Source organism: Shewanella sp. 10N.286.52.C2 (genome assembly GCF_002874545.1).
GTDB lineage: Bacteria > Pseudomonadota > Gammaproteobacteria > Enterobacterales > Shewanellaceae > Shewanella.
In genome coordinates this window covers 81,873-105,222 of sequence record NZ_MCTV01000006.1, presented here as the reverse complement: position 1 = coordinate 105,222, position 23,350 = coordinate 81,873, and the positions used below count along the sequence as shown (strand labels likewise).

Annotated in this window: 19 protein-coding genes; 9 read left to right on the top strand and 10 right to left on the bottom strand. The window is 40.9% G+C overall.

The features are described from left to right. Nucleotides 1–10: 10 nt before the first annotated feature. Together ribF and murJ are read right to left on the bottom strand one after the other, a co-directional pair. Nucleotides 11–946 (bottom strand): bifunctional riboflavin kinase/FAD synthetase, encoded by a 936-nt coding sequence (ribF, locus tag BCU94_RS03570; protein WP_102439205.1) that lies wholly within the window; start codon nt 944–946, stop codon nt 11–13. A gap of 64 nt (nt 947–1,010) precedes the next feature. After that, nucleotides 1,011–2,570 carry a murein biosynthesis integral membrane protein MurJ gene (gene murJ / locus BCU94_RS03565; RefSeq protein ID WP_102439206.1) on the bottom strand — a complete coding sequence of 520 codons (1,560 nt, stop codon included), beginning with the start codon at nt 2,568–2,570 and terminating at the stop codon, nt 1,011–1,013. A gap of 256 nt (nt 2,571–2,826) precedes the next feature. Between murJ and rpsT the strand changes: the two genes are divergently transcribed. Next, nucleotides 2,827–3,093: a 30S ribosomal protein S20 gene (gene rpsT, locus BCU94_RS03560; RefSeq protein WP_076542960.1), complete on the top strand. Its 267-nt coding sequence runs from the start codon at nt 2,827–2,829 to the stop codon at nt 3,091–3,093. A 230-nt stretch (nt 3,094–3,323) separates the two neighbouring features. Here rpsT and BCU94_RS03555 read toward each other — a convergent pair whose 3' ends face one another. Then, on the bottom strand, nt 3,324–3,620 hold the full coding sequence (locus BCU94_RS03555; RefSeq protein ID WP_076542961.1) for a metalloregulator ArsR/SmtB family transcription factor: 297 nt from the start codon (nt 3,618–3,620) through the stop codon (nt 3,324–3,326). 134 nt (nt 3,621–3,754) lie between these two features. Between BCU94_RS03555 and BCU94_RS03550 the strand changes: the two genes are divergently transcribed. After that, nucleotides 3,755–5,191, top strand: coding sequence for a M20/M25/M40 family metallo-hydrolase (locus tag BCU94_RS03550; RefSeq protein WP_102439207.1), 1,437 nt, complete (start codon nt 3,755–3,757; stop codon nt 5,189–5,191). Nucleotides 5,192–5,296: 105 nt separating this feature from the next. Here the strand turns inward: BCU94_RS03550 and yaaA are convergent, their stop codons facing one another. After that, the gene (gene yaaA / locus BCU94_RS03545) at nt 5,297–6,076 is read right to left on the bottom strand and encodes a peroxide stress protein YaaA (RefSeq protein ID WP_102475624.1); all 780 of its coding nucleotides are present in this window, start codon (nt 6,074–6,076) and stop codon (nt 5,297–5,299) included. A 165-nt stretch (nt 6,077–6,241) separates the two neighbouring features. Beyond that, nucleotides 6,242–7,678, bottom strand: coding sequence for an alanine/glycine:cation symporter family protein (locus BCU94_RS03540; protein ID WP_076542978.1), 1,437 nt, complete (start codon nt 7,676–7,678; stop codon nt 6,242–6,244). A gap of 575 nt (nt 7,679–8,253) precedes the next feature. Here BCU94_RS03540 and BCU94_RS03535 point away from each other — a divergent pair. The 5 genes from BCU94_RS03535 (at nt 8,254) to BCU94_RS03515 (ending at nt 15,360) form a co-directional block, all read left to right on the top strand. Further along, nucleotides 8,254–10,620: a phosphoketolase family protein gene (locus BCU94_RS03535; protein WP_102439209.1), complete on the top strand. Its 2,367-nt coding sequence runs from the start codon at nt 8,254–8,256 to the stop codon at nt 10,618–10,620. Nucleotides 10,621–10,947: 327 nt separating this feature from the next. Further along, nucleotides 10,948–12,051, top strand: a complete 1,104-nt coding sequence (locus BCU94_RS03530; RefSeq protein ID WP_102475623.1) for an OmpA family protein — start codon at nt 10,948–10,950, stop codon at nt 12,049–12,051. 305 nt (nt 12,052–12,356) lie between these two features. Then, nucleotides 12,357–13,310 carry a transaldolase gene (gene tal / locus BCU94_RS03525; RefSeq protein ID WP_102475622.1) on the top strand — a complete coding sequence of 318 codons (954 nt, stop codon included), beginning with the start codon at nt 12,357–12,359 and terminating at the stop codon, nt 13,308–13,310. 17 nt (nt 13,311–13,327) lie between these two features. After that, on the top strand, nt 13,328–14,965 hold the full coding sequence (gene pgi / locus BCU94_RS03520; RefSeq protein ID WP_102475621.1) for a glucose-6-phosphate isomerase: 1,638 nt from the start codon (nt 13,328–13,330) through the stop codon (nt 14,963–14,965). A 209-nt stretch (nt 14,966–15,174) separates the two neighbouring features. After that, nucleotides 15,175–15,360, top strand: a complete 186-nt coding sequence (locus BCU94_RS03515) for a DUF3545 family protein (protein WP_076542968.1) — start codon at nt 15,175–15,177, stop codon at nt 15,358–15,360. 133 nt (nt 15,361–15,493) lie between these two features. On the opposite strand, the gene BCU94_RS03510 is transcribed toward BCU94_RS03515, so the two are convergent. The 4 genes from BCU94_RS03510 to thrA all read right to left on the bottom strand — a co-directional run bounded on the left by BCU94_RS03510 (nt 15,494) and on the right by thrA (nt 20,960). Next, nucleotides 15,494–16,036 carry a hemerythrin domain-containing protein gene (locus BCU94_RS03510; RefSeq protein WP_102439282.1) on the bottom strand — a complete coding sequence of 181 codons (543 nt, stop codon included), beginning with the start codon at nt 16,034–16,036 and terminating at the stop codon, nt 15,494–15,496. Between the two features lie 186 nt (nt 16,037–16,222). Next, the gene (thrC, locus tag BCU94_RS03505; RefSeq protein WP_102475620.1) at nt 16,223–17,506 is read right to left on the bottom strand and encodes a threonine synthase; all 1,284 of its coding nucleotides are present in this window, start codon (nt 17,504–17,506) and stop codon (nt 16,223–16,225) included. Between the two features lie 32 nt (nt 17,507–17,538). Beyond that, the gene (gene thrB, locus BCU94_RS03500) at nt 17,539–18,495 is read right to left on the bottom strand and encodes a homoserine kinase (RefSeq protein WP_102475619.1); all 957 of its coding nucleotides are present in this window, start codon (nt 18,493–18,495) and stop codon (nt 17,539–17,541) included. Then, nucleotides 18,492–20,960, bottom strand: a complete 2,469-nt coding sequence (thrA, locus tag BCU94_RS03495; protein ID WP_102439215.1) for a bifunctional aspartate kinase/homoserine dehydrogenase I — start codon at nt 20,958–20,960, stop codon at nt 18,492–18,494. Before thrA ends, thrB begins: the two co-directional genes overlap by 4 nt. 799 nt (nt 20,961–21,759) lie before the next feature. On the opposite strand from thrA, the gene BCU94_RS03490 reads away from it, so the two are divergent. Beyond that, a complete protein-coding gene (locus BCU94_RS03490; RefSeq protein ID WP_102475618.1) occupies nt 21,760–22,311 on the top strand; it encodes a peptidylprolyl isomerase in 552 nt (183 codons plus the stop codon). A 289-nt stretch (nt 22,312–22,600) separates the two neighbouring features. Next, a complete protein-coding gene (locus tag BCU94_RS03485) occupies nt 22,601–22,990 on the top strand; it encodes a hypothetical protein (RefSeq protein ID WP_102439217.1) in 390 nt (129 codons plus the stop codon). An 18-nt stretch (nt 22,991–23,008) separates the two neighbouring features. Here BCU94_RS03485 and trpR read toward each other — a convergent pair whose 3' ends face one another. After that, entirely contained in the window at nt 23,009–23,287 is a 279-nt protein-coding gene (trpR, locus tag BCU94_RS03480; protein ID WP_102439218.1) for a trp operon repressor, read from the bottom strand. Nucleotides 23,288–23,350: the final 63 nt, after the last annotated feature.

Below are 23,350 nucleotides of genomic sequence, written 5' to 3'. Positions count from 1 at the left end.
CTGATTAATCTCAACCTGCATCATTGCTAAATAAAGCTTTTGCTTCATTTACATCATTCAAAATTTGTTTTTTTAACGCATCCAGTGACTCGAACGGATGTTCATCACGGATTTTTGCCACTAATTCAACTTCCACTCTTTTACCGTATAAGTCACCAGAGTAGTCGAATAAGTGCACTTCTAATTGACAGACTTGCCCTTCAACAGTTGGCCTAAAACCAACATTAGCAACGCCTTCATAAATATCACTGCCATCCCAATACATTTTTACCGCAAACACCCCTCTAACAGGTGATACTTTGCGCTTTAATGCAATGTTGGCAGTTGGAAAACCAATGGTTCGCCCAATTTTTTGGCCGTGGGCCACTTTACCTGACAGTAACACTGGGTGCCCGAGTAAACGCCTTGCTTGCTCTAAGTTCCCTAATGCTAACTGCTCACGAACCGCAGTGGAGCTCACTCTGGTCGAACCTAAGATAAAGCTTTGGGTACTGACCACAGTAAAACCGAACTTTTTACCCGCTTCAAGTAACATATCAAAGGTGCCAGTTCTGTTTTTACCAAAACAAAAATCATCACCAACCACTAGATACTTCACCCCTAATTTATTGACTAATAAATCTTCAATAAATTGCTCTGCCGGTTGATTAGCAAAACGAGTATTAAAATTAGCACACAGAAGACGATCAATATTGAGCTCTTCTAGCAAACTAATTTTATCTCTTAATAAGCTAATTCTTGCAGGGGCATCTTGTTGGCGAAATAACTCTTGCGGTTGTGGCTCAAAGGTCATTACTACAGCAGGTAGCTGAAAGTGTTTAGCTTTATTAACTAAATTATTAATCACTTGCGCATGACCACGATGCACACCATCAAAGTTACCAATAGTGAGCACGCATCCATTATGCGAAGGTAAAATATTATGTATACCGCGAATTAGTTCCATTACGCCAAACAACTGCTACTGTAAATCGGCTGATTATATACTAGATAGAATGGATAATCAGCATTCATGATCGACGTTTCATTGTCCAAGGTTTTAGCCCCATTAGCACTAAGCTGAATAAATAGGCTAATGCACCTAATATGATGAGTTTTAACAGGCTGTAAACCTTAACTTGCATTGCCATATCTAACCACATTTGCTGCTCTGGTAATAAGTAAACTAAAAGCGCTGCCATCACGAGTGTCGCAATGACCACTTTAGCGAAAAATACCATGGTTGAACGATTGACTTTATAGACACCAGCTAGGTGTAAGCCTCGATATAACAGGCCGGCATTAAGAAAGGCTGACATAGAAGTGGCAATTGCAAGTCCTACGTAGCCAAATGGAATGGCAAAAATGATATTGAACACCATATTGCTTACCATGGCGATAATACCGAATTTAACTGGGGTTTTAGTATCTTGGCGTGAGTAATACCCCGGCGCCAATACTTTAATCATCATAAAACTCAGTAAGCCACAACCATAAGCCACTAAACTGTACGATGCCATCTCAACATCAGATACTGTAAATGCGCCGCGCATAAACAGCACCATTAACATCGGCTGGGCAAGAATGATTAATCCCAGCATGGCTGGCATGCCCAATAATAAAATGGCTCTTACTCCCCAGTCCATAGTGTCACTAAAACCACTGCCTTTATCATCAATATGCTTTCTAGATAAAGCTGGCAAAATAACCGTCGCAATGGCAATACCAAACAATCCTAAAGGGAACTCAAGTAAGCGGTCTGAGTAGTAAAGCCAACTAATAGAGCCTGTCATTAAAAAACTGGCAATAAAGGTATCGAACAATAAATTGATTTGCGAAACAGAAACGCCAAATAATGCCGGGATCATTAAGGTTCTGATTTTCACGACCCCACTGTGGTTCCAGCCCCATGACGGTTTTACTAAGGCATTTTCACGTAGTAAAAACGGAATTTGAAACAAAAACTGCACTAAACCACCAAAAAACACCCCTAAAGCTAAAGCGATTTCAGGTTGTTCCATCTTGGGGGCAAACACTAAAGCGGCAATAATAATGGTAATATTCAAAAATACCGGCGTAAAGGCAGAAACTGCAAACTTACCGCGGGTATTTAATATTGAGCCAGCCAGTGCGGTTAAGGTAATAAACCATAAATAAGGGAAGGTAATTTTGAGCATCATAGAGGCAAGTTCAAACTTTGCCGCATCCGGCCCATCGTTCATCCAATCATAAAACCAGCCACCAGCAAATAATGCAGCAAGTATCGGTGAGCCGATAACACCAATTAAGGTTACAACGCTCACTATGCCGCCCAAAGTACCGGCCACTTTACCTATAAGCTCACGGGTTTCAGCTGGGGTTTTGTTTTGTTGGTATTCTGTCAACACCGGCACGAATGCCTGTGCGAAAGCACCTTCAGCAAATAATCGACGTAAAAAATTGGGAATTTTATTGGCAAAGATAAACACATCGGCACTACTACCTGCACCCATTAAGTTGGCAATGACTACATCTCTAACCAAGCCAAGCACCCGAGATATCAAGGTCATAACACTGACGATAGCACCTGATTTTAATAACGATTTACTCAAGCATCACTCCAAAGCCGCACACAAGCGTTTAAATTAAGTCTGATATATCTCAAATTTTCGATTCTAATGCTGTCTATGGGGTATAAGAACTGATAGAATTGCGCCACATCTTACACGAGTTGGGTTGAAGATAACCGAGCCAGGTAGTTTTATTTGTCTTTTCGACGTTATTTCTATCATATTCATTGACAAAATGAATAAAAGCAGGCATATTCCTCGCCCTCAAAGTATTAAACCCAGTTTTAGGAGTTGCACCTTGGCTAATAGCAAGTCTGCAAAGAAGCGCGCGCTTCAGTCTGAAAAACGTCGTCAGCATAACGCTAGTCGTCGTTCAATGTTACGTACATACGTTAAAAGAGTTATCGCTGCTATCCAGAGCGGTGACCACAAAGCGGCTACCGAAGCATTCGCAGCAGCACAACCAATTGTTGACCGTATGGCGACTAAAGGCCTTATTCACAAGAATAAAGCTGCTCGTCAAAAGGCACGTATAAACGCAAAAATCAAAGCACTAGCTGCTTAATTTTAGCGATTTATATTACAAAAACCGACTTAGGTCGGTTTTTTTATACCTGCAATAAAATAACTCACAAAAAATACTCTCTCCACTTGCCCTGCCTTCAAGCTTTTACGGACATTTTTGCGCTAAATATCAAATCCATATTTAAGACATAAAAAAACGCCTTAACTCGATCTTACTGTCATCAGTAGCAAGATATTGTTAAGACGTTATAGGTATCAAAATTATTGCCATTAATGGCAGTATAAATTATCCAATACTTTTATTAGCTCACGAACTTCATCACTTTTAAGTGAATAAAACACAGTTTGCGCTTCTTTACGTGTACAAACGAGATTGTCTTTTCTCAGCCAAGCTAAATGCTGCGATAACGCAGATTGGCTTAGACCTAGTTTTTTATTCATCTCACCGACACACATTTCGCCTTCATTCAGCAAATGGCACAAAATAAATAAACGGCGTTCATTTGCCAGTGCCTTTAGCATTACCACAGCATGATCTGCTCGCTGCTGCATCATTTCTATATTCATCACGCGTTAGCTCTCCTTAATCATCACTGAGACTAATATAGCCTTCCCTAACAAATCGGGCAGCGACATGAAGCACACTTTTTGGTAGATTGTTTTTAAAAATGAGACTTAGCTAATAAAAATGAAGGAAACTCATGAAAAACTATAAGAAATCAATTTTTACAGGGATAGTTTTAGCCGCTATATCAGGCTGTCAAAGCCAGACAAATGATACCCAAGTAACACAATTACCACAGTCTGCTAACGATGTAATTAGCCAGCAACTAGCCACAAAGGCGTTATCTTCTACTTTAGGTTATGACATTGTTGAATCATTGACAGTGGAAGTCGGCCCTCGACTCGCCGGTTCCGAGAAAGATCTCATCGCAGTCGAATGGGCGATGAATAAACTCAAAAGCTTAGGTTTTGATAAGGTCTATAAGGAATCTGTCCAAGTCCCAGCTTGGTCACGAGGCCATGCTCAGGCATCAATCGTCTCACCGTTTGAGCAACCGCTGGTCATTAGCGCTCTAGGTGGCAGCGTGGCAACGCCTGAGTCAGGTTTACAAGCCCAGATAGTGCGCTTTGACACCCTTGCTGCACTACAAGTCGCCGATCCAGCATTAGTCGAAGGCAAAATTGTCTTTATTGATCATAAAACCGAGCGCCATATTAGTGGTAAAGGCTATGGTCAGTCTGTTGGCGGCCGCTCAAGAGGCGCGGTTGCTGCAGCAGAAAAAGGCGCTGTCGCTGTGGTCATTCGCTCAATAGGTACCGATCATGACCGCATGGCCCATACCGGCATGATGCGTTACAAAGATGGAGTGGCAAAAATTCCAGCTGCTGCATTGTCTGCACCAGATGCTGATATGATTAATGCCATGTTAAAAAGAGATAAGAACATCAGCTTATCACTTAACCTATCTTCAAAGAATTTAGGGGTCGCAACATCCTACAATGTTATTGCCGAGGTAACTGGCAGTAGTAAGGCTGAAGAAGTGGTGCTGATTGGCGCTCACCTTGACTCTTGGGATGAAGGCACGGGTGCAATTGATGATGGTGCAGGCGTTGCGATTGTGACTGCAGCGGCGAAATTGATTCAAGATTTACCTCAAAAACCAGCGAGAACCATTCGAGTGGTATTATATGCCGCAGAAGAAGTGGGATTAGTTGGCGGTAAGGCTTATGCAAAGCAACATGCTGACGAGCTGGTTAATCATTATATTGCCGCAGAATCTGATTTTGGCGCAGGCAAGATTTACCAAATTGATTTCAACGTTAATCCACACGTATTTGAGCAAGTTAAAACTGAGCACAGTTCAATGACCATCAACGGGGTTAAGTTAGGGAACAATAACGCTTCTGGTGGCCCTGACGTGTCTATGATGCCCTCTCTAGGTGTCCCTGTGGCGTCCCTTCGACAAGATGGTACTGATTACTTTGATTATCACCACACCCCTAACGACACTTTAGATAAAATCGACCCTACCGCATTAGCGCAAAATGTCGCTGCTTATGCGCAATTTGCTTATATCATGGCGCAATCAGAACTTAACTTACGCCCATTAGCTAAAAAGGCCGATAAGAAATAATCTATCAGCCTTTTATCGCAAAAAAGCAGTTAAGGAGTTCAAACCTTAGCTGCTTTTTTATTAAGTATTTTTTTACCCGTTACATTACACTGAAACTTGTAGTGGTTACTTAATTTGCTCTTCTCTTAAAAACACTGGCGCTGCAGGTGTCGATAAGTCTTCACTGTAATAATAGCCATCTAAGTCAAATTGCTGCAATTGTGCCAATGACGTCACATCGTTTTGGATAATGTAACGCGCCATCAAGCCGCGGGCTCTTTTGGCATAAAAACTGATCACCTTGTATTGACCATTTTTGCAGTCTTTAAATACCGGGGTGATTAAAGTGGCCTTAAGTAGTTTGGGTTTAACCGCTTTAAAATACTCATTTGAGGCTAAATTAATGACGATATCATCGCTTTGATTAGCAACAGCTGCGTTAACTTCATTGGTGATTGTCTCGCCCCAAAATGCATAAAGACTTTTACCTGCGGGGTTTACCAAGCTGGTGCCCATTTCTAAACGGTAGGCTTGCATCAAATCCAGCGGCTTCAGTAAGCCATACAAACCAGATAAAATTCGTAGGTGCTTTTGAGCCTTATCGATTTCCATATCAGACAGTGAGTCAGCATCAAGGCCGGTATATACATCGCCCCTAAAGGCAAACATAGCTTGCTTGGCATTATCTAGAGTAAAACGTGGTTGCCACTGTGCAAATCGAGCCGCATTCAAACCTGCTATTTTATCGCTCACTTTCATTAAAGAGGCAATATCCATTGGCGTCAATTCACGACATACGTCAATCAATTGTTGGCTGTAATCTAGCAAAGTCGGTTGAGTAAACTTCTTGGTTGATGCAGGCGTTTCAAAATCAAGTGTTTTGGCAGGAGAAACTAATACTAGCATTGCTGATAATCCTATTTTATAAAATGGACTCTAATTCATGCTATCTATCATACTGAGCTTCATAAAAAAAACCATGCAATTACTGCATGGTTTTTTAGATTGTGCTAAATGCTTTTTTCAGATTTGATTAATCTGCAATTAACATTCGCGATTAAGTAAAGTGAGTTACTTGGTCACTTCAACTTCTTTATTGATCCAAATCCCATCTTCTATCTGACCTTCAAGCTCTGGGAACTTAGTCGTATCAAATACAGGATCTTCACCCTTATTAACTTGTTGGCGGTAATCATTAATAATTCTCACCGCTAAACCTGACAATAACAGCAGGGCAATCATATTAACTAACGCCATCAAGCCCATAGAAACGTCGGCTAAATCCCAAACGATGCCAATCTTAGCCACTGCGCCAAACATAACCATACCTAATACTGCGATACGGAAGATTGGTAGTGCACCTTTTTTATTGCCAGATAGAAACATCACGTTAGTTTCTGCATACGAATAGTTAGCAATAATTGACGTGAAACAGAAAAGTAAAATAGCAAAGGCAATAAATGCCCCACCCCAGTCACCCACATGATGCGTTAATGCATTAATGGTTCTTGCAATACCATCACCAGAGCCGCCACCATCACCAGACAATAAGATAATTGCCGCAGTAGCAGTACAGATAACAATAGTGTCCACAAACACACCCATCATTTGCACAAAACCTTGTGACGCTGGGTGATTAGGATTCGGTGAAGCACTTGCTGCAATATTGGCGGCACTACCCATACCTGCTTCATTAGAGAACAAGCCGCGAGCAATACCCGCCTGCATTGCTTGAGCAACACTGTATGCTACACCACCAGCAGCGGCCTCTTGCCAGCCAAATGCACTGTTAATCACCAACATAAATACGGCAGGCAATTGCTCAACATTCATTAAAACAACAACCAAGGCAATCGCAATGTAGGCTAATGCCATAATCGGAACGATAATTTCTGACACTCTAGCGACCTTTTTAAGACCGCCCATAATCACGAGGCCACTCAATAGCGCAATCCCAAGACCGACATAAATTGGATTTAAATCAAATACGGCAGTCATTGCACCAGAGATAGTATTTGCTTGAACAGCATTAAACACTAAGCCAAAACAAATAATCAGTAGGATTGAAAATAGAATCCCCATCCAGCGTTGGCCAAGGCCTTTTTCCATATAATATGAAGGGCCACCACGATACTGCCCGTCAACGTCTTTAACTTTATAAACTTGCGCTAACGTTGACTCGATCATTGCCGTCGCCATACCGAGCATGGCAATGGCCCACATCCAAAATACTGCCCCAGGACCTGCGGCACCGATTGCAACCGCAACACCAGCCATATTACCGGCTCCGACACGGGCAGCCATACTGGTACAAAAAACTTGAAATGAAGATAAGCCATGCTTACCAGGGCGGCGGCTAATCGCTAATACTTTAACGCCGTGTACGAAATGAGTAATTTGAATACAGCCAAGACGTACAGTAAAAAAGATACCTGCGCCTACCAGCCCATAAACTAACAATTTACCCCAGAGTAAATTGTTCATGAAACCAACAATTGTTTCTAACATTGCCATTTGCTTAATCTATTCCTTGGAATAACTTTATTTTGTAAAAATATGCTTAAACCGAGCAACACCTTCAGACAAAATAAAATTATCGAATTATTATAATGAGCTCATCAAAATCTAAGTTCGCAGCCTCAGCATGTATTCGTAAATAGCCAAGCTGTTACTGTTTATTAAATTCAGTGAGCGAATATATTAGTTAATTATTATTTAGCATTATTCAAGTTAACTTTACTGACTTTAACCAGTAAAGCCCAGCAAACATTACCACTCTTTACCACTTATCGCTTAGTTATAGGTGTTCTCAAAAAAATGCGAGAAAAAACTAGCATAGAAAAACTTCAAACATAGGTGACAGTGATCACATTTATTTAAATAGCCGCCTAAAGCCCCATCTAGAATAACAATTGCAAATCGCCTAACACCAAGTGACTCAACAATTTCTTAACCTAACATCATTTTATTAATGATTTTTTTTAATACAAAGTTAGATCAATAACACATTATTGGTTCAATTTAGGGAATACAGTGTTCTCATTAAAAGCCAAATCAATCTTATCTTTCATAATGAGGTCACTATGACACAGCAAAATGAAATCACTGCTCTTAAAAAATATGTTAGAGCAACTAACTTCCTCGCTACCTCACAAATCTATCTTAAGCAAAATGTGCTTTTTAAAAGAGAGCTACAACATACAGACATTAAACCTCGACTTTTAGGTCATTGGGGTACCTGTCCAGGTATCAATTTTGTGTATGCAAACGTTAATCGCTTAATCGTTAAGCATGAAAGAGAATTCATTTATTTAGTCGGTCCTGGTCACGGCTTCCCAGCAGTTCAAGCTAACCTGTTTGTTGAAGGTTCTTTAAGCCATTTTTATCCAGAAACCATCCCCTATAACGAATCAGGTATTGAAGATATCTGTAAAAAGTTCTCAGCAGCATATGGCTACCCTTCTCATGCAAACCCTGAAGCCCCCGGCCAAATTTTAGAAGGTGGCGAATTAGGTTATTCATTATCCGTTGCTTGGGGCGCCGTTCTTGATAATCCAAACTTAATCGCAGCTTGTTTAGTTGGTGATGGTGAGTCTGAAACAGGGCCATTAGCTGCATCATGGTATGCCAACCGGTTAGTCGACCCTGCAACCAATGGTGCGGTACTGCCCATTGTGCATATTAATGGCTATAAAATCTCAGGCCCGACTCGTATGGGACGCATGAGTCATGAAGAGTTAGATCTTGAATTTCGTGGTTTAGGTTATCATCCCATTATTGTTGATGATCAACTTGAAGAGGATGTGTTTGTTCAAATGAAAGAGGCTATGGACTTAGCTTACGAGATGATCAATGATATCCAAACTCGTGCCCGTCGCGGCGAAGATGTTTGTAAGCCTCGCTGGCCGGTTATTCTTATGCGAACAGCTAAAGGCTGGACAGGTACATCTGAGTTTGGCGGTAAGAAGCTAGCTGGCAACTGCGAATCTCATCAAGTCATCGTCAATAAGTGTGCAACAGATGCAGGTCACCTAAAAGCGCTTAATGACTGGTTAGCAAGTTACAAATTTGATGAACTGTGCAGTATCAATGCGCAAGGTGAAATTACCTTTGATGAAGAAATTCAATCTTTGATTCCACCTAAGCAGTTATGTTGTGGTCGCCAACACTTAAGTTATGGCGGTGAAGTAGTCCGTGCACTTGCTCAACCAGATCTTAAAAAACTAAGTTATGGTCCAGAAACCCCACGTGGTACTCGCGGCGTATCAATGTACAAAATGGGCGAGTGGATGCGTGACGCATTCAAATTAAATCGAGATCAACGTAACTTACGTATCTTCAGCCCAGATGAAACATACTCAAATCAATTGCAAGCGGTATTTGAAGAAACAGATCGTGCATGGCAATGGCCGATTGAAAGCTGGGATCAAGATATGGCGCGTGATGGCCGTGTTATTGAACTGCTATCGGAAAACTTACTTTTCGGTATGATGCACGGTTACACAGTAACAGGTCGGCATGCCATGTTCCCAACCTATGAAGCCTTCTCTCAAGTAGTTTCATCAATGGCTGATCAGTACTGTAAATATGTGTATGCCAGTCAAGGGGTTCACTTCCGTAAACCTGTACCTTCTTGTAATGTTGTTTTGTCTTCTTTATTAGAGCGTCAAGATCATAATGGTTATTCGCATCAAAACCCTTCATTTCTAGGTGCTATGTTAGAAAAGCATCCAGATATTATTTCTGCATATTTACCTGCTGATGGTAACAGTACACTCACTTATACAGAGCGTGCATATGAAGACCGCGACAAACTCAACATTTTAGTTGCAGGTAAAAAAGAGTTACCTCAATGGCTATCACTAGATGAAGCCCGTAAGCAAACTAAAGATGGCGTGATGGTATGGGATTTTGCATCAGATGATAATCCTGATGTAGTACTTGCAGGTTGTGGTGATTATGTCACTCAAGAATGTATGGCGTCATTAGTACTCATTAGAGAACTACTGCCAAGAGTGCGTATTCGTTATGTCAGTGTAACTGAACTTAATAGTAACGGTTTAGGTAGTCGTAAATTCCAAAATAAGCCTTGGTTAATGGATGAAATATTTACTGAAGATAAAGGCGTGGTATTTAACTACCATGGTTATCCAAATACCATCAAGAAATTGGTATTTGATTATAAAGGCAGTAAACGTTTCCGCATTAAAGGCTATGAAGAAGAAGGTTCAACTACCACACCATTTGATATGGGCGTTCGTAATGGCACATCACGTTATCACCTTGTGATTGATATGGCATACAAACTATTCCAACAAGGTGTTATTGATGAAACTCAGCATGTTCAAATCACAACGGATATGCTCCAAAGATTAGTAGAACACCGTAACTACATTAAGGCCAACGGTGTTGACCCAGTAGACATTGAAAATTGGGTTTGGACTCGGTAATTAGATTAGAGTTCAAAAAACAAGCTACAATCGTTTATAACGAGTTAAAGCGCCTTTGGGCGCTTTTTCTTTATACCACGGACAACAAAGCCCATCGTCAATTCATTAGAAAAAACCAATACTGCAACATCTTGCGCGAATTCGTTAGGTATTTGTTGGTAATATTTTAAAAATATTCGTAACTACTATGGAAAACCATTGAATTTAAGACGATAATTAGCTTGCCAGCTAAATCATAATAGGAACGCCAAATAAGTGCTGGTGACACTTAAGGTAAACAATCGGTTTACATGTGTTTTGGTGACATAAAATAACAATGGACTATATATGATGAAAAACACCTTAAAAGTAGTATTACTCACCTCAATGTTGCCTTTTGCCGCTGTCGCAGAACAAGAGTTAACGCCATGGTATGTCGGTGGTGGTTTAGGGATTAATAATTACGAACCACATTGCGACCTTAAAACAATGACCCAATGTGAAGATGATGACCCTTATGCTTGGGATGTCTTCGGTGGTTACTTATTTAATGACTATTTTGGTATTGAACTCGGTTATAGAGACTTAGGTCGTATTCAATGGACAGATTTCAGTAATAAACGTAATGATGTCGGCGCTAGAGGCATGGCATTAGGTTTAGTCGGTTTTTATCCTTTCGCTGACAAGTGGAGTTTGTCTGCTGAGGCTGGCGGAATGAACTACCTTTTAAAGAACATAAAAAATTATGGCACTGAGTATTACAGTGACAGCGGTATTGCGCCCTATATCGGTGCTGGTATCGGTTATAATTTTACCGAAAACTTAAAGCTGCAGGCTAAATATCGTCGCTACGAAAACTTAGACGATGATAAATATAATACCCTTGAAATGGAAAGTAACTATTGGGGCTTAGAATTAAGCTACCGCTTTGGTAAAGCTAAAGCAGCAGCCCCTGTTGTTGCAGCTGCTGTTGCACCAATTGATTCCGACAACGATGGCGTAATGGATGATCAAGATAGCTGTCCAGATACACCAGCAACTCACAAAGTTGATGCCAATGGTTGTACTGTCTACGAATTTGTAACAGACAATCATGACTTAGGTGGTATTTTATTTGATAACAACTCTTCTGTTATTAAGTCAGCTTCTTATGCTGACATTGAAAAATTAGCTAATTACTTGAAGAAAAATCCTGAGCATACCGTATCAATCGAAGGTCACGCTTCTAATGTTGGCAAGCCTGCATATAATATGACCCTTTCTGAGAGTCGTGCTAAATCAGTCGCTGAAGCTTTAGCAGCTAAATATGATATTGAAGCAAGTCGTATTCAAGCTATTGGCTATGGTATTACTAAACCTATTATGGAAGGCAATACCGCTGAAGCCCATAAGCAAAATCGTCGTATTGAAGCTATCGTAACCGGCACAGAAAAACGTGCGGTTCTAAAATAATCAACTAATTAAGCTGGTAATAAAAAGTCGCTGCTTGCAGCGACTTTTTTGTTTTTGTAGCCATCAGCTAAAAAATAAAAACCCTTACCAATAAAGAGATGTTATCGGTAACACTTTTATTTCAACGATAAAAACAACTTAAACAACTAATAAATCAGGCATTAAATTACACAATTAGTTGCTTATGAGCTCATTTCACGTTTATTTGCGTTATTTTTTTACAAATGTTGTTGGAAAATACAGTAAGATCGCATTTAATAACTGTATTGAACAAAATAACTTTGTTACTTGAGAGGGAAATTTCCATGGCGAACACGTTAGCTCAACTAAAAGCACTAACCACAATCGTTGCTGATACCGGCGACATTGAAGCAATTAAACGCTACCAACCAGAAGACGCAACCACCAACCCTTCTCTAATTTTAAAAGCGGCGCAAATTCCTGAATATGCCCCATTAATTGATGATGCTATTGCTTGGGCAAAACAGCAGTCAAATGACACAGCTCAGCAAGTTGAAGACGCAGGTGATAAATTAGCCGTCAACATCGGTGTAGAAATTCTTAAGATTGTTCCAGGCCGCATCTCAACAGAAGTCGATGCCAGACTTTCTTTTGATAAAGCAGGCTCTATCGAAAAAGCCCATAAGCTAATTAACCTATATCAAGCAGCCGGTATTGATAAATCTCGCATTCTGATCAAGTTAGCATCTACTTGGGAAGGGATCTGCGCAGCAAAAGAGCTTGAGCAACAAGGCATCAACTGTAACCTAACGCTATTATTTAGCTTTGCTCAAGCCCGAGCTTGTGCTGAAGCAGGTGTTTACCTTATTTCGCCATTTGTTGGTCGTATTTTAGATTGGTATAAGAAAGACACAGGTCTTGATTACACCGCTGAAACCGATCCTGGTGTGGTATCAGTAACCGATATCTATAACTACTATAAGCTTCACGGCTATAACACTGTGGTAATGGGTGCAAGTTTCCGTAACACTGGCGAAATTATCGAGCTTGCGGGCTGTGACCGCCTAACGATAGGCCCTGCGCTATTAGAAGAGTTAGCCAATAGCGATACTGTTATTAGCCAAAAGCTAAAACCTGCAACAACAACGGTTGCCGCGCCAGCACCATTAACCGAAGCACAGTTCCGTTGGGAATATAACCAAGACCCAATGGCTGTTGATAAACTTGCTGAAGGCATTCGCAACTTTGCCATCGACCAAGGTAAACTTGAGGTTATGCTAAACGCAAAACTTAGCTAATCAACGGAGTGATTTGCATGACTAATTTAACTCAGAGTAATACTTGGCAGCAGCTAAAGAAAAATACAGCAGCGCTTCCCCATATGCGGGAGCTATTTGCTAATGACCCTAAACGTTTTGAGAAGATGAGCCTCAAAAGCTGCGGTTTATTATTAGATTATTCTAAAAACCGTATCGATAAGGAAGGCTTAGGATTATTGTTTGCATTAGCTGAAGAAACCCAGTTATCAGCTAAAATTTCTGCCATGTTTAATGGCGATATTATCAATAACACCGAAGGCCGTGCAGTATTACACACAGCGCTGAGGAGTAATCCTGAGCAAGTAATTATGGCTGAAGGGGCGAATATCGTCCCTGAAGTGCAGCAAACACTAGCAAAGATGACTCAGTTTGTGGCGTCTGTATCTCAAGGTGAATGGAAAGGTTACACCGGCAAAACCATTACTGATATTGTCAGTATTGGCATTGGTGGCTCTTTCCTTGGCCCTAAAATTGTCTCTCAAGCATTAAGGCCTTATTGGCAAAAAGGCCTTAATTGCCATTTTGTGGCTAACGTTGACGCAAGCTCTATCTGTGAGAAGCTTAAAAACTTAGATGCTGAAACAACCTTATTTGTTATGTCATCTAAGTCATTTGGCACCCAAGAAACACTGACCAATACCCTAAGCGCTAAAGACTGGTTCCTCGAGCAAGGTGGTAGCCAAGCCGATGTCGCCAAGCACTTTGTTGCAGTAACATCAAACGTTGCTAAAGCGACTGAGTTTGGTATTGATGCTGACAATATTTTCCCTATGTGGGATTGGGTGGGTGGACGTTATTCATTATGGTCAGCCATTGGCTTACCCATAGCGTTATTAGTGGGTATGGATAACTTCAAGCAACTGCTTGATGGTGCCAACCAAATGGATCAACATTTTGCCCAAGCGCCACTTGAACAAAATATGCCTGTGATTATGGGCATGTTGTCAGTGCTTTATAGCAATTTTCATGATGCACAATCCCATGTAGTTTTGACCTATGATCATTATTTACGTGGTTTACCCGCTTACTTCCAGCAACTTGATATGGAAAGTAATGGTAAGTCGGTCATGCTTGATGGAACTCAGGTAGATTTCAATACCGGCCCAGTGATCTGGGGTGGTGAAGGCACCAATGGTCAGCATGCATATCACCAGTTGTTACATCAAGGTACAGCACTTATCCCAGCTGACTTTATTATGCCACTGCAAAGTCACAATCCATTAGGTGAACATCATAACCAGCTTGCTTCAAACTGCTTTGGCCAAACCCAAGCATTAATGCAAGGTCGCACTTATGAAGAAGCTTTAGCGGAATTGGCAGGCAAAGATACGCCTGATGCTGATAAAGCCCTTATTGCTAAGCACAAGACAATGGCAGGTAATAAGCCAAGTAATACCTTATTAATGGATAAGCTAACTCCAACGACCTTAGGTTCGTTAATTGCCTTATATGAACACCGCACGTTTGTTCAAGGCGCTATTTGGCAAATTAACTCTTTTGATCAATGGGGTGTGGAATTAGGTAAAGTCCTTGGCAACGATGTCCTAGACCGCATCGGCGCCAAAAATGATGCCACAGAGCTTGATAGCTCCAGTAATTCATTAATTAATTTATACCGTCAAGGTCAGATTTAAACACTAAAAAAGCCAGCTAAAGCTGGCTTTTTTATATACACTTTCATTTCCTCATAGCACAAGCCTCTAAATACGCCAGCAAAACACCACTTGAACATCACTTAAATATCACCTCCCATTAACAATATTGAAACATAACTATTGCACTATAGTGACGGAATATGATATTTATTTGAATAGAGACATCATAATAACAAGGGAGGTTTACCATGGATCGTTTAGACTATGGTGGTGCGCTAGACCAAGTTGTTGAAAGACCAACTCGCTCAAAAAGCTCAAATAAAAAACGTAAATGGCGAGAAATAGAAGCGTTAAAGGATAAACAGCGCTTACTTAAGGAACTTCAAGACATTGACACAAGTTTCGATTTTGATTTCGATGCGATGCCATTGTAAGCAAGATAACTAACTGAATAGTTATTCAAAGGTCTATATATAAAAAGAGCGCTTATCGCGCTCTTTTTAATTGCAATGCTTTTAACTGTAACTCGTTATCATTAATCCTTTAGGGGAGATAACACAGAGTCAGCTACTGTGGTTCAACTTCAGCAATATGCTCTTTAAGCTCTTCAAAGATATTATCATCACTATCGTTAAATAACGGATCATCAACTAAACGCTGCTCACATTGTTGCCATATTTTATCCCAATCACTGCCCTGCATGTGCTTAGCAAACAGAGGAAATAGCTCTTTTTCTTCATATTGCATATGAGCCGTTTGGATTTCAACATACGCTTTTAAGTCGGAAACCAACTTTTCTCGGGAAATCACCACATCTGAAAGTATCAAATTCAGACTATACATCAATGCACCAGATGACTCTGCTAGACTGCTATGTTCATCATGAAGCCTGGTCGTACTAGGGCTAGGAAAGTGCTTAATAAAGTAATCAAAAGTAATATCTTCTACCGGATGGTGACTATGCTCAGCATAAACCTGCATATATTCGACGACATCACGAATAAGCGCAAAATTAACTGATTCGCCCTGAGAAAGTTTGTGATTTTTCTTGGCTAGAATATTCAATAATATGGCTATGTGTTTGTGATCATTCATTAGCCTTTTAAGTATCATCTTCTCCATTACCACAATTCCTTCATGTCTAAAAAGTTTAAACCTCTAGTATTATTAATCTACACTATGGATTGCGCAGATGTTATGACCGAGATCATAAAATACAAATCTGAAACATTCAGATGAGTTTAAATAACAAAAAAGCACCCTAAGGTGCTTTAGTAAGCTGATATTAAAGCTTTATTATTTAAGAATGTTAAATAAGTGCTCTTTCAGCTTGGTAAAATCAGCGCTCAGTTCTGCAGATAAAATCGGCTTATTCACTACAGCTTCAAGCTCTTGGGGTAATGGTAAATCGATTTGTAATTGCACATCGACCACATCTTTAAATTTCGCTGGATGCGCCGTTCCTAAGAAAATACCGGTTTCACCACTTTTAAGCTCATCAGATAAAGCTTGTGCGGCAATTGCGGCATGAGGCTCAGATTGATAACCCAGCTGATATAACTCTTTTAACGCCGCAGTGGTTTGCGCTTCATTAAGCGCCACCCCTGTAATAGACGATAACGGCCAATTTAACGCCTCACAAATGGCTTCGACTCTTGGCCAGTTTGATGGCTCGGACACATCCATCGCATTAGACATAGTCGCAACGGTAGTATTTGGCGCCCAATCACCTGCAGCAAGGTAACGTGGCACAGTATCGTTTGAGTTAGTCGCCGCAATAAAGCGCTTAATAGGTAAGCCCATCGCCTTGGCAAATAAACCTGCGGTTAAATTACCAAAGTTACCGCTAGGCACTGACAGCACAATTTCAGCATTGCTGGTTTGCTTCATTTGAGCTACCGCTTCAAAGTAGTAACAAATTTGCGCCAATAACCGACTAATATTGATTGAATTAGCCGAGTTTAAGTGCAGCCCATCACGAACATCACTATCATCAAATGCCTGCTTAACCAGTGTTTGGCAAGCATCAAAATCTGACGCAACTGCGACAGTATGAATATTCTTACCTAGAGTCGTGAACATCTTCTCTTGCAGCTCACTGATTTTTCCTTTGGGGTACATCACCACCACTTGTACAGCGTCAAGGCCAAAGAAAGCATCTGCCACCGCCGCGCCAGTATCCCCTGAGGTCGCCGTCAAAATAGTCAGCTTTTCATTACCCGCTAATAAATTAACGCATTGCGCCATAAAGCGCGCGCCAAAGTCTTTAAATGCCAATGTAGGCCCATGAAATAACTCTAAACACGCACGTTTATCATCAGCTTTCACTAAAGGCACATCAAAAGTGAATGCTGCATTAACTAACTCATTAACTTTATCTTGACCAATTTCATCAGCAAGCCAAGCCCCTAAAATACGCTGACTTCTTGCAACAAAAGGTAACGCGAGTAGCTCATCGATATTATCAAGCACAGGAATAGATTTTGGAAAAAAAAGCCCTCTATCTTTACCTAAACCTAATTTTACCGCTTCACTAAAACTGACCACTTGTGATGGGTGCTTTAAATTATATAATTCCATTTCTAAACGCCTTTAAAATTAAAATGTGGTGACTAAACTCGACGCGTACCTTGCTCATCAAGTTGACAGACATGGGCAAACCCACCAGCCTGTGATAAATAATGCTGCTCTAACCATGCTTTAGCAGCTTTAGCAGTTTCTAGATTATCGGTTACAGAAAACAGCGTTGGGCCACTTCCTGATATGCCGGTGGTTAACATGCCTAACGTTTCAAGTTCTGCGCGCGCATGGCTATAACCCGGAATCGCATCGGCTCGATAAGGCTCAGCCATCACATCCTTTAAAACGCTAATAGCAAGCTTTGGATCTTGCTGATAGCTTGCATGCACAAATGCACTTAAATGACGGCCAAAATCGATGGCTACCGCTTTATCGTATTGCTGTGGTAATAAGTCGCGCATCTTGGCCGTTGACAGTGAGATCCCCGGATAGGCCACCACCCAATACCATTGCTTAAACGTAGGAATACCAGCGCACACCTTATTGGGAGTATTTAGCATCAACTGCATGCCGCCTAAATAACAAGGGGCAACATTATCAAAATGAACACTGCCTGAAATCATTCCTTCAAACTCGCCCATTAAAAGCAATAATGCTTGTTCATCAAAAGGCTGCTCAAAATGCTCATTTAATGCATAAAGTGCTGCAACCACAGAGCTTGCACTAGAACCAAGCCCACTGCCAACTGGTAAATTTTTCTCTAAACAAATAGCCACACCTTGTTTAGCATTAAGTTTTTCAAGAAAAAACACAGCACATTGATAGACGATATTCTGTTTACCATCTTCTGGTAACTTATGCGCCCATGGACCCGTTTGAGAATAATGAACACCAGCATCAGCCGCTTCAATCATCACTCTATCACCCAGTAAACTGCCATCAATTGGCGCAAGCGCAGCGCCGAGTAGATCAAATCCAACACCGACATTACCCATTGAAGCAGGAGCATAAACAGTTATCGCTTTATCCGAAGTGACTTTTTTGCTCATAGCCCCACCTCGCGAGTCCAGTTTAAAGTTCTTAATACATCCGCAAACGCGCCAGCTGCAGTCACATCAGTACCCGCACCATAACCGCGTAATACAAATGGAATAGGCTGATAATAACGGCTGTAAAATGCCAGTGCATTCTCACCGCCTTTTACGCTGTATAACGGATCTGATGAATCAACCTCTACAATACGTACATGACACTTACCTGCTTCAATCTGACCCACATAACGCAGTACTTTACCTTGCGCTTTTGCCGATTCAACTCGCGCACTGACTTGCGCATCAAGTTGTGGTAAACGATTCATAAAGGTGTCTACATCGCCTGAATCATCAAACGAGCTTGGCAGAACTGATTCAACATTAATATCATCAAGTTCTAATGGCATGCCCACTTCACGAGCAAGAATTAGTACTTTTCGCGCCACATCCAAACCACTTAAATCTTCACGAGGATCCGGCTCTGTAAAACACTTATCACGAGCGATTGAGGTGGCCTCTGATAAGCTCATGCCTTCATCTAACATGCCGAATATATAAGATAATGAACCAGATAAGATCCCATTAAATCGCTGTAACTTATCACCGGCATATAGCAGTTTCTTTAAGTTATCAATCACTGGCAGGCCAGCACCTACGGTTGTTTCATACAAGAATTGTCTGCGCTGCAATAACGCCGTTGTGCGCAATTGTTGGTAGTAAGCATAATCACGAGTGTTGGCTTTCTTATTCGGGGTGACGACATGGTAGCCAGCATTCATCACATCAAGATAACGATCTGAAACCAACTCACTTGAAGTGCAATCAACTAAAACAGGGTTTAGCAGTTGCTGTTCTTTACCCCAGGCCAGCATCTCTGCGAGATCATAGCTTGTATCGCTATCAGCCAATAAAGCCTGCCAATTATTTAAATCTAGCCCAGCACTGCTCAGAAGCATTTTACGAGAATTGGCAATACCACATACTCGCATGGTTATATGCTGCTCTTTAAGCATCGAGGCTTGTTGTTTGATTTGCTCTAATAGCCCTGCCCCCACATTACCACTGCCTACTAAAAACACATCTAAATACTGCTGAACATCAAAGAAGGCTTGATGACAGGCGGCAATGGCATGCTTAGTTTTACGTTGCTCAATTACAGTAGAAATCGAACGTTCTGACGAGCCTTGGGCGATGGCGATAATATTAACGCTGGCTTTAGCCAGGGCGCTGAAAAACTTAGCAGCGGCGCCTTTATGGGTTTTCATGCCATCACCAATAAGCGACACAATCGCTAAATCTTGTCTTAATTCGATAGGCTCGAGTAACTCAGACTGGATTTCTAACTCAAATTCAACTTCTAATGCTTGTTTTGCTTTATAAGCTTCATTAGAGCTAACACAAAAGCTAATACTGTATTCAGACGAGCTTTGAGTGATTAATGAAACTGAAATACCACTGCGAGAAATCGCTTCAAGGGTACGACTGGCCATGCCCACCATGCCTTTCATGCCAGGGCCTGAAATGTTAAACATGGTTTGTTCATCAAGGTTAGAAATGGCCTTGACCTGCAAGCCTGTTTTGTCAGGCTGATTAGACACTAATGTGCCAGGCGCTGATGGGTTAAAACTATTTTTGATATAGCAAGGAATGTGATACTGAGCAATCGGTGCAATGGTTTTAGGGTGCAACACCTTAGCACCAAAATAAGAAAGCTCCATAGCTTCTTGATAGCTAAGTTGTTCAAGTAATTTAGCGTCTAATACCACGCGTGGATCCGTGTTATAAACCCCATCGACATCAGTCCAAATTTCACAGCTTGAGGCATCAAGACAAGCTGCTAAAACCGCTGCAGAGTAATCTGAGCCATTTCGCCCTAAAGTCACTGTTTTACCTTGCTCATTAGCAGCAGTAAAACCTGGCATAATCCATACCCGTGCTTCATTTAATGAAAGCGCAGCAAAACGCGGTTTGCTTTCATTGATATCAACAATAGATTCAAGTGGCTTACCATGGGCTAAGAATAATTTTCTTGGGTCAAATTGCGCTGCGGTAAGTGATTTTGCTAGCATCACTTGTTCCATTAAGGCTGCCGATAAACGCTCGCCAGAGACGATAACCTGCGCTTGAACATGATCGGGGCATTCGTTAAGCAGCTTTATTCCAGTGACTTTGTCATTCCAGTCAGTTAATTGCAGCGCCAGCTTTTCATCCAGTAGCGCTTTTTGCTGCGGTGAAATTAACGCTTGTTCAGCGTCACTAAAAAGGCCACTAAAAACCGACTCAATATGGGCTAATACCGCTGCATAGTCTTGATTGGTTTGTGCGAGACTTACTAACTCTAACAAGGCATTGGTAACAGTTGCAGGCGCTGATAACACAGTCGCAATAGCCTCTTCAGCTGCAGCTTGTTCAATAATGTCTGCTGCCATCAAAAAACGTTGCCAATTGGCTAACGAGGTTCCACCAAACTTCATCACTTTCATATTCTTCTCCCTTAACTCGCTAGCACTAAATATTAATTTTAAATCTGAAAACAAAAAGCCCGCTTCTTTGTGGGAAGCGGGCTTGTCGTTATAAATCTTTAGGGTGTAATCAGCCCGCCCCCACAATGTTAATTGTGGTGGTTGTAATAATGGTAACTACAACATGGTTAACGGATTTCATCATTACACTCGATTTAATATGTGTTTGTTTTGAATTGATAACAGAATTGCTTTTTTTAAGGTAGGTTGTCAACCCCTAATTAGTGGTTTATTTTTAAGCACTCTATTGATAACAAGCTAAATCACTGCTGAAATCACAATAATCGCAGCTATCACACTAAAAAACGCCTCCAAAACAAGTTTTTAGTATGTTTACGTAAACGTAATCCAAAAAAGATATCAAGAATAAATACTTACAAGTCAGAGGCTTACTATTATTATGATTTTTATATGGTTATTCAAAAGCGCCAAAAGTCATCTTGCATTAAATTTCAGTGCCTAAGCACTAAAATTAGCATTTTCATAAACATGGCAGCGCAAATCACCATGAAAATGATTCATCTAATCTATTTAAAAACAGTGACCTGTGTACTGCGCGTAAATTTAGTCACAGCAACAATGGTAAAAACATCCATTGTCAAAGGATAAGTAACCGGATGCGCCACGATTTAAAGCAAATGTCAGCCAGCGAGATACTTGATTTAAAAACATGTGATTGAATAAGCAAAAGCTGATACAAATTATCGCGACTTTGTAAAAACAATAGTATTATGCCGCCACATTCAGAATTGGAGTCGTTATGAAAATCACAAAACATGCAGCAGTAACTATTCACTACAGTTTAACCGATCAAGAAGGTCGTTTAATCGAAAGCTCATTTGAAGCTGAACCTATGGTTTATCTACACGGAACTGAAGGCTTAATTCCAGGCTTAGAAACTGAGCTAGAAGGTAAAGTTATTGGTGACAAATTTGACGCGAATATTCCAACTGAACAAGCATATGGTGAATACCATGACGGCCTAAAACAAGAAGTCCCTCTTGAAGCATTCGGCGATATCGAAGACATCGTGCCAGGTATGCGTTTTATTGCTGAAACTGAAATGGGTCAACGCCCAGTTCAAGTTACTGAAGTAAAAGATACTGTAGTCGTTGTTGATGGCAACCACCCTTTAGCTGGTCAAGCATTAAACTTCAGCGTTGAAGTGATGGATGTACGTGAAGCAACTGCCGAAGAAATTGCCCATGGTCATATTCATGCTGCTGGTGGTTGTGGCAGCGAGCACGCCCATGAAGCTTGTGGTACTGACAAACCGGGTTGTGATGGCAATGGCGGTTGTGGCTGCCACTAAAGTCTAATAAACAATTTTTGTCCTAGACATTGATTCAATAACTTAGACTGGATTAACTCAGCCTAAAGTTTGAATTATTAAATACGTTAGCCTTTTTTAGGTTGACGTATTTTTTTTACGTTATTATTAATCATAGATAGATTGTCTGTGAAACTTAACCACAAGCATTGCTGGGCACAGGTTTTGTTTCTTTCTCTGTGCTTTGGTAACTAGAAAGCAGCTGGGTTTGAAGGTTATAGAGTTAACCTTTGTTGCTGTTTGAAAATTAATTTAAAGCGAAGGAGTGCTTATGTTAATTAAACCGCTATACGAAATCTTACCTTACGCCTATATGATTGTCGGCGCAGCTAGCGTACCTTTCATTGAACAACCCTATATTGTCGTTGCTTCAATATTAGTCTTTTTTTACGGCGCTCATGTCTGGAACCTACGCTCTAGAAACCGCCGAACGGATAAGAAAAGAAAACGAGTCGAGGGTTACCTACCCGATTCAATATATGGCTTTATGCCATTCATTTACATTATTTCGGCCGTAATCACCTTTCGTTTTTTCCCTCAAGATTCAGCACAGTTACTGTCGATAGGGCTTTTTACATACGGAGGCTATATATTACTGCGCCGTATCAGCTATCGATGCCATAAGCATCCCTCAACGAACATTAAAGCTAAATTTAGATAGCTAGCGCGACATAAGTAACTAGTCCAGTATCAGCTGCTGGACTTTGTCTTTTTGCGCCTGAGGCATATTTTTTAAATAGTTTGAACAGCGAGTAATGGTCGCAATGCTCACTTGATATTCTGCAGATATTTGACGCTGACTTAGCTCACCTTGCAATAAAAGTTGAAAAACCTTTAACCTACCAGCAACTGCACTACGCTCTTCTTCTGTCATTAATAACTGAAATAAAATGCCTAATTCGTCAGAATTTGGATAGCTTAGTACCTTTTCTACAACTGAATCCCAATTAGCTCGCATAACGCTCTCTTTTAGTAATGCCTCGACAGTACAAAGTGTAGCAACAATTCAGCTTTTACAGAA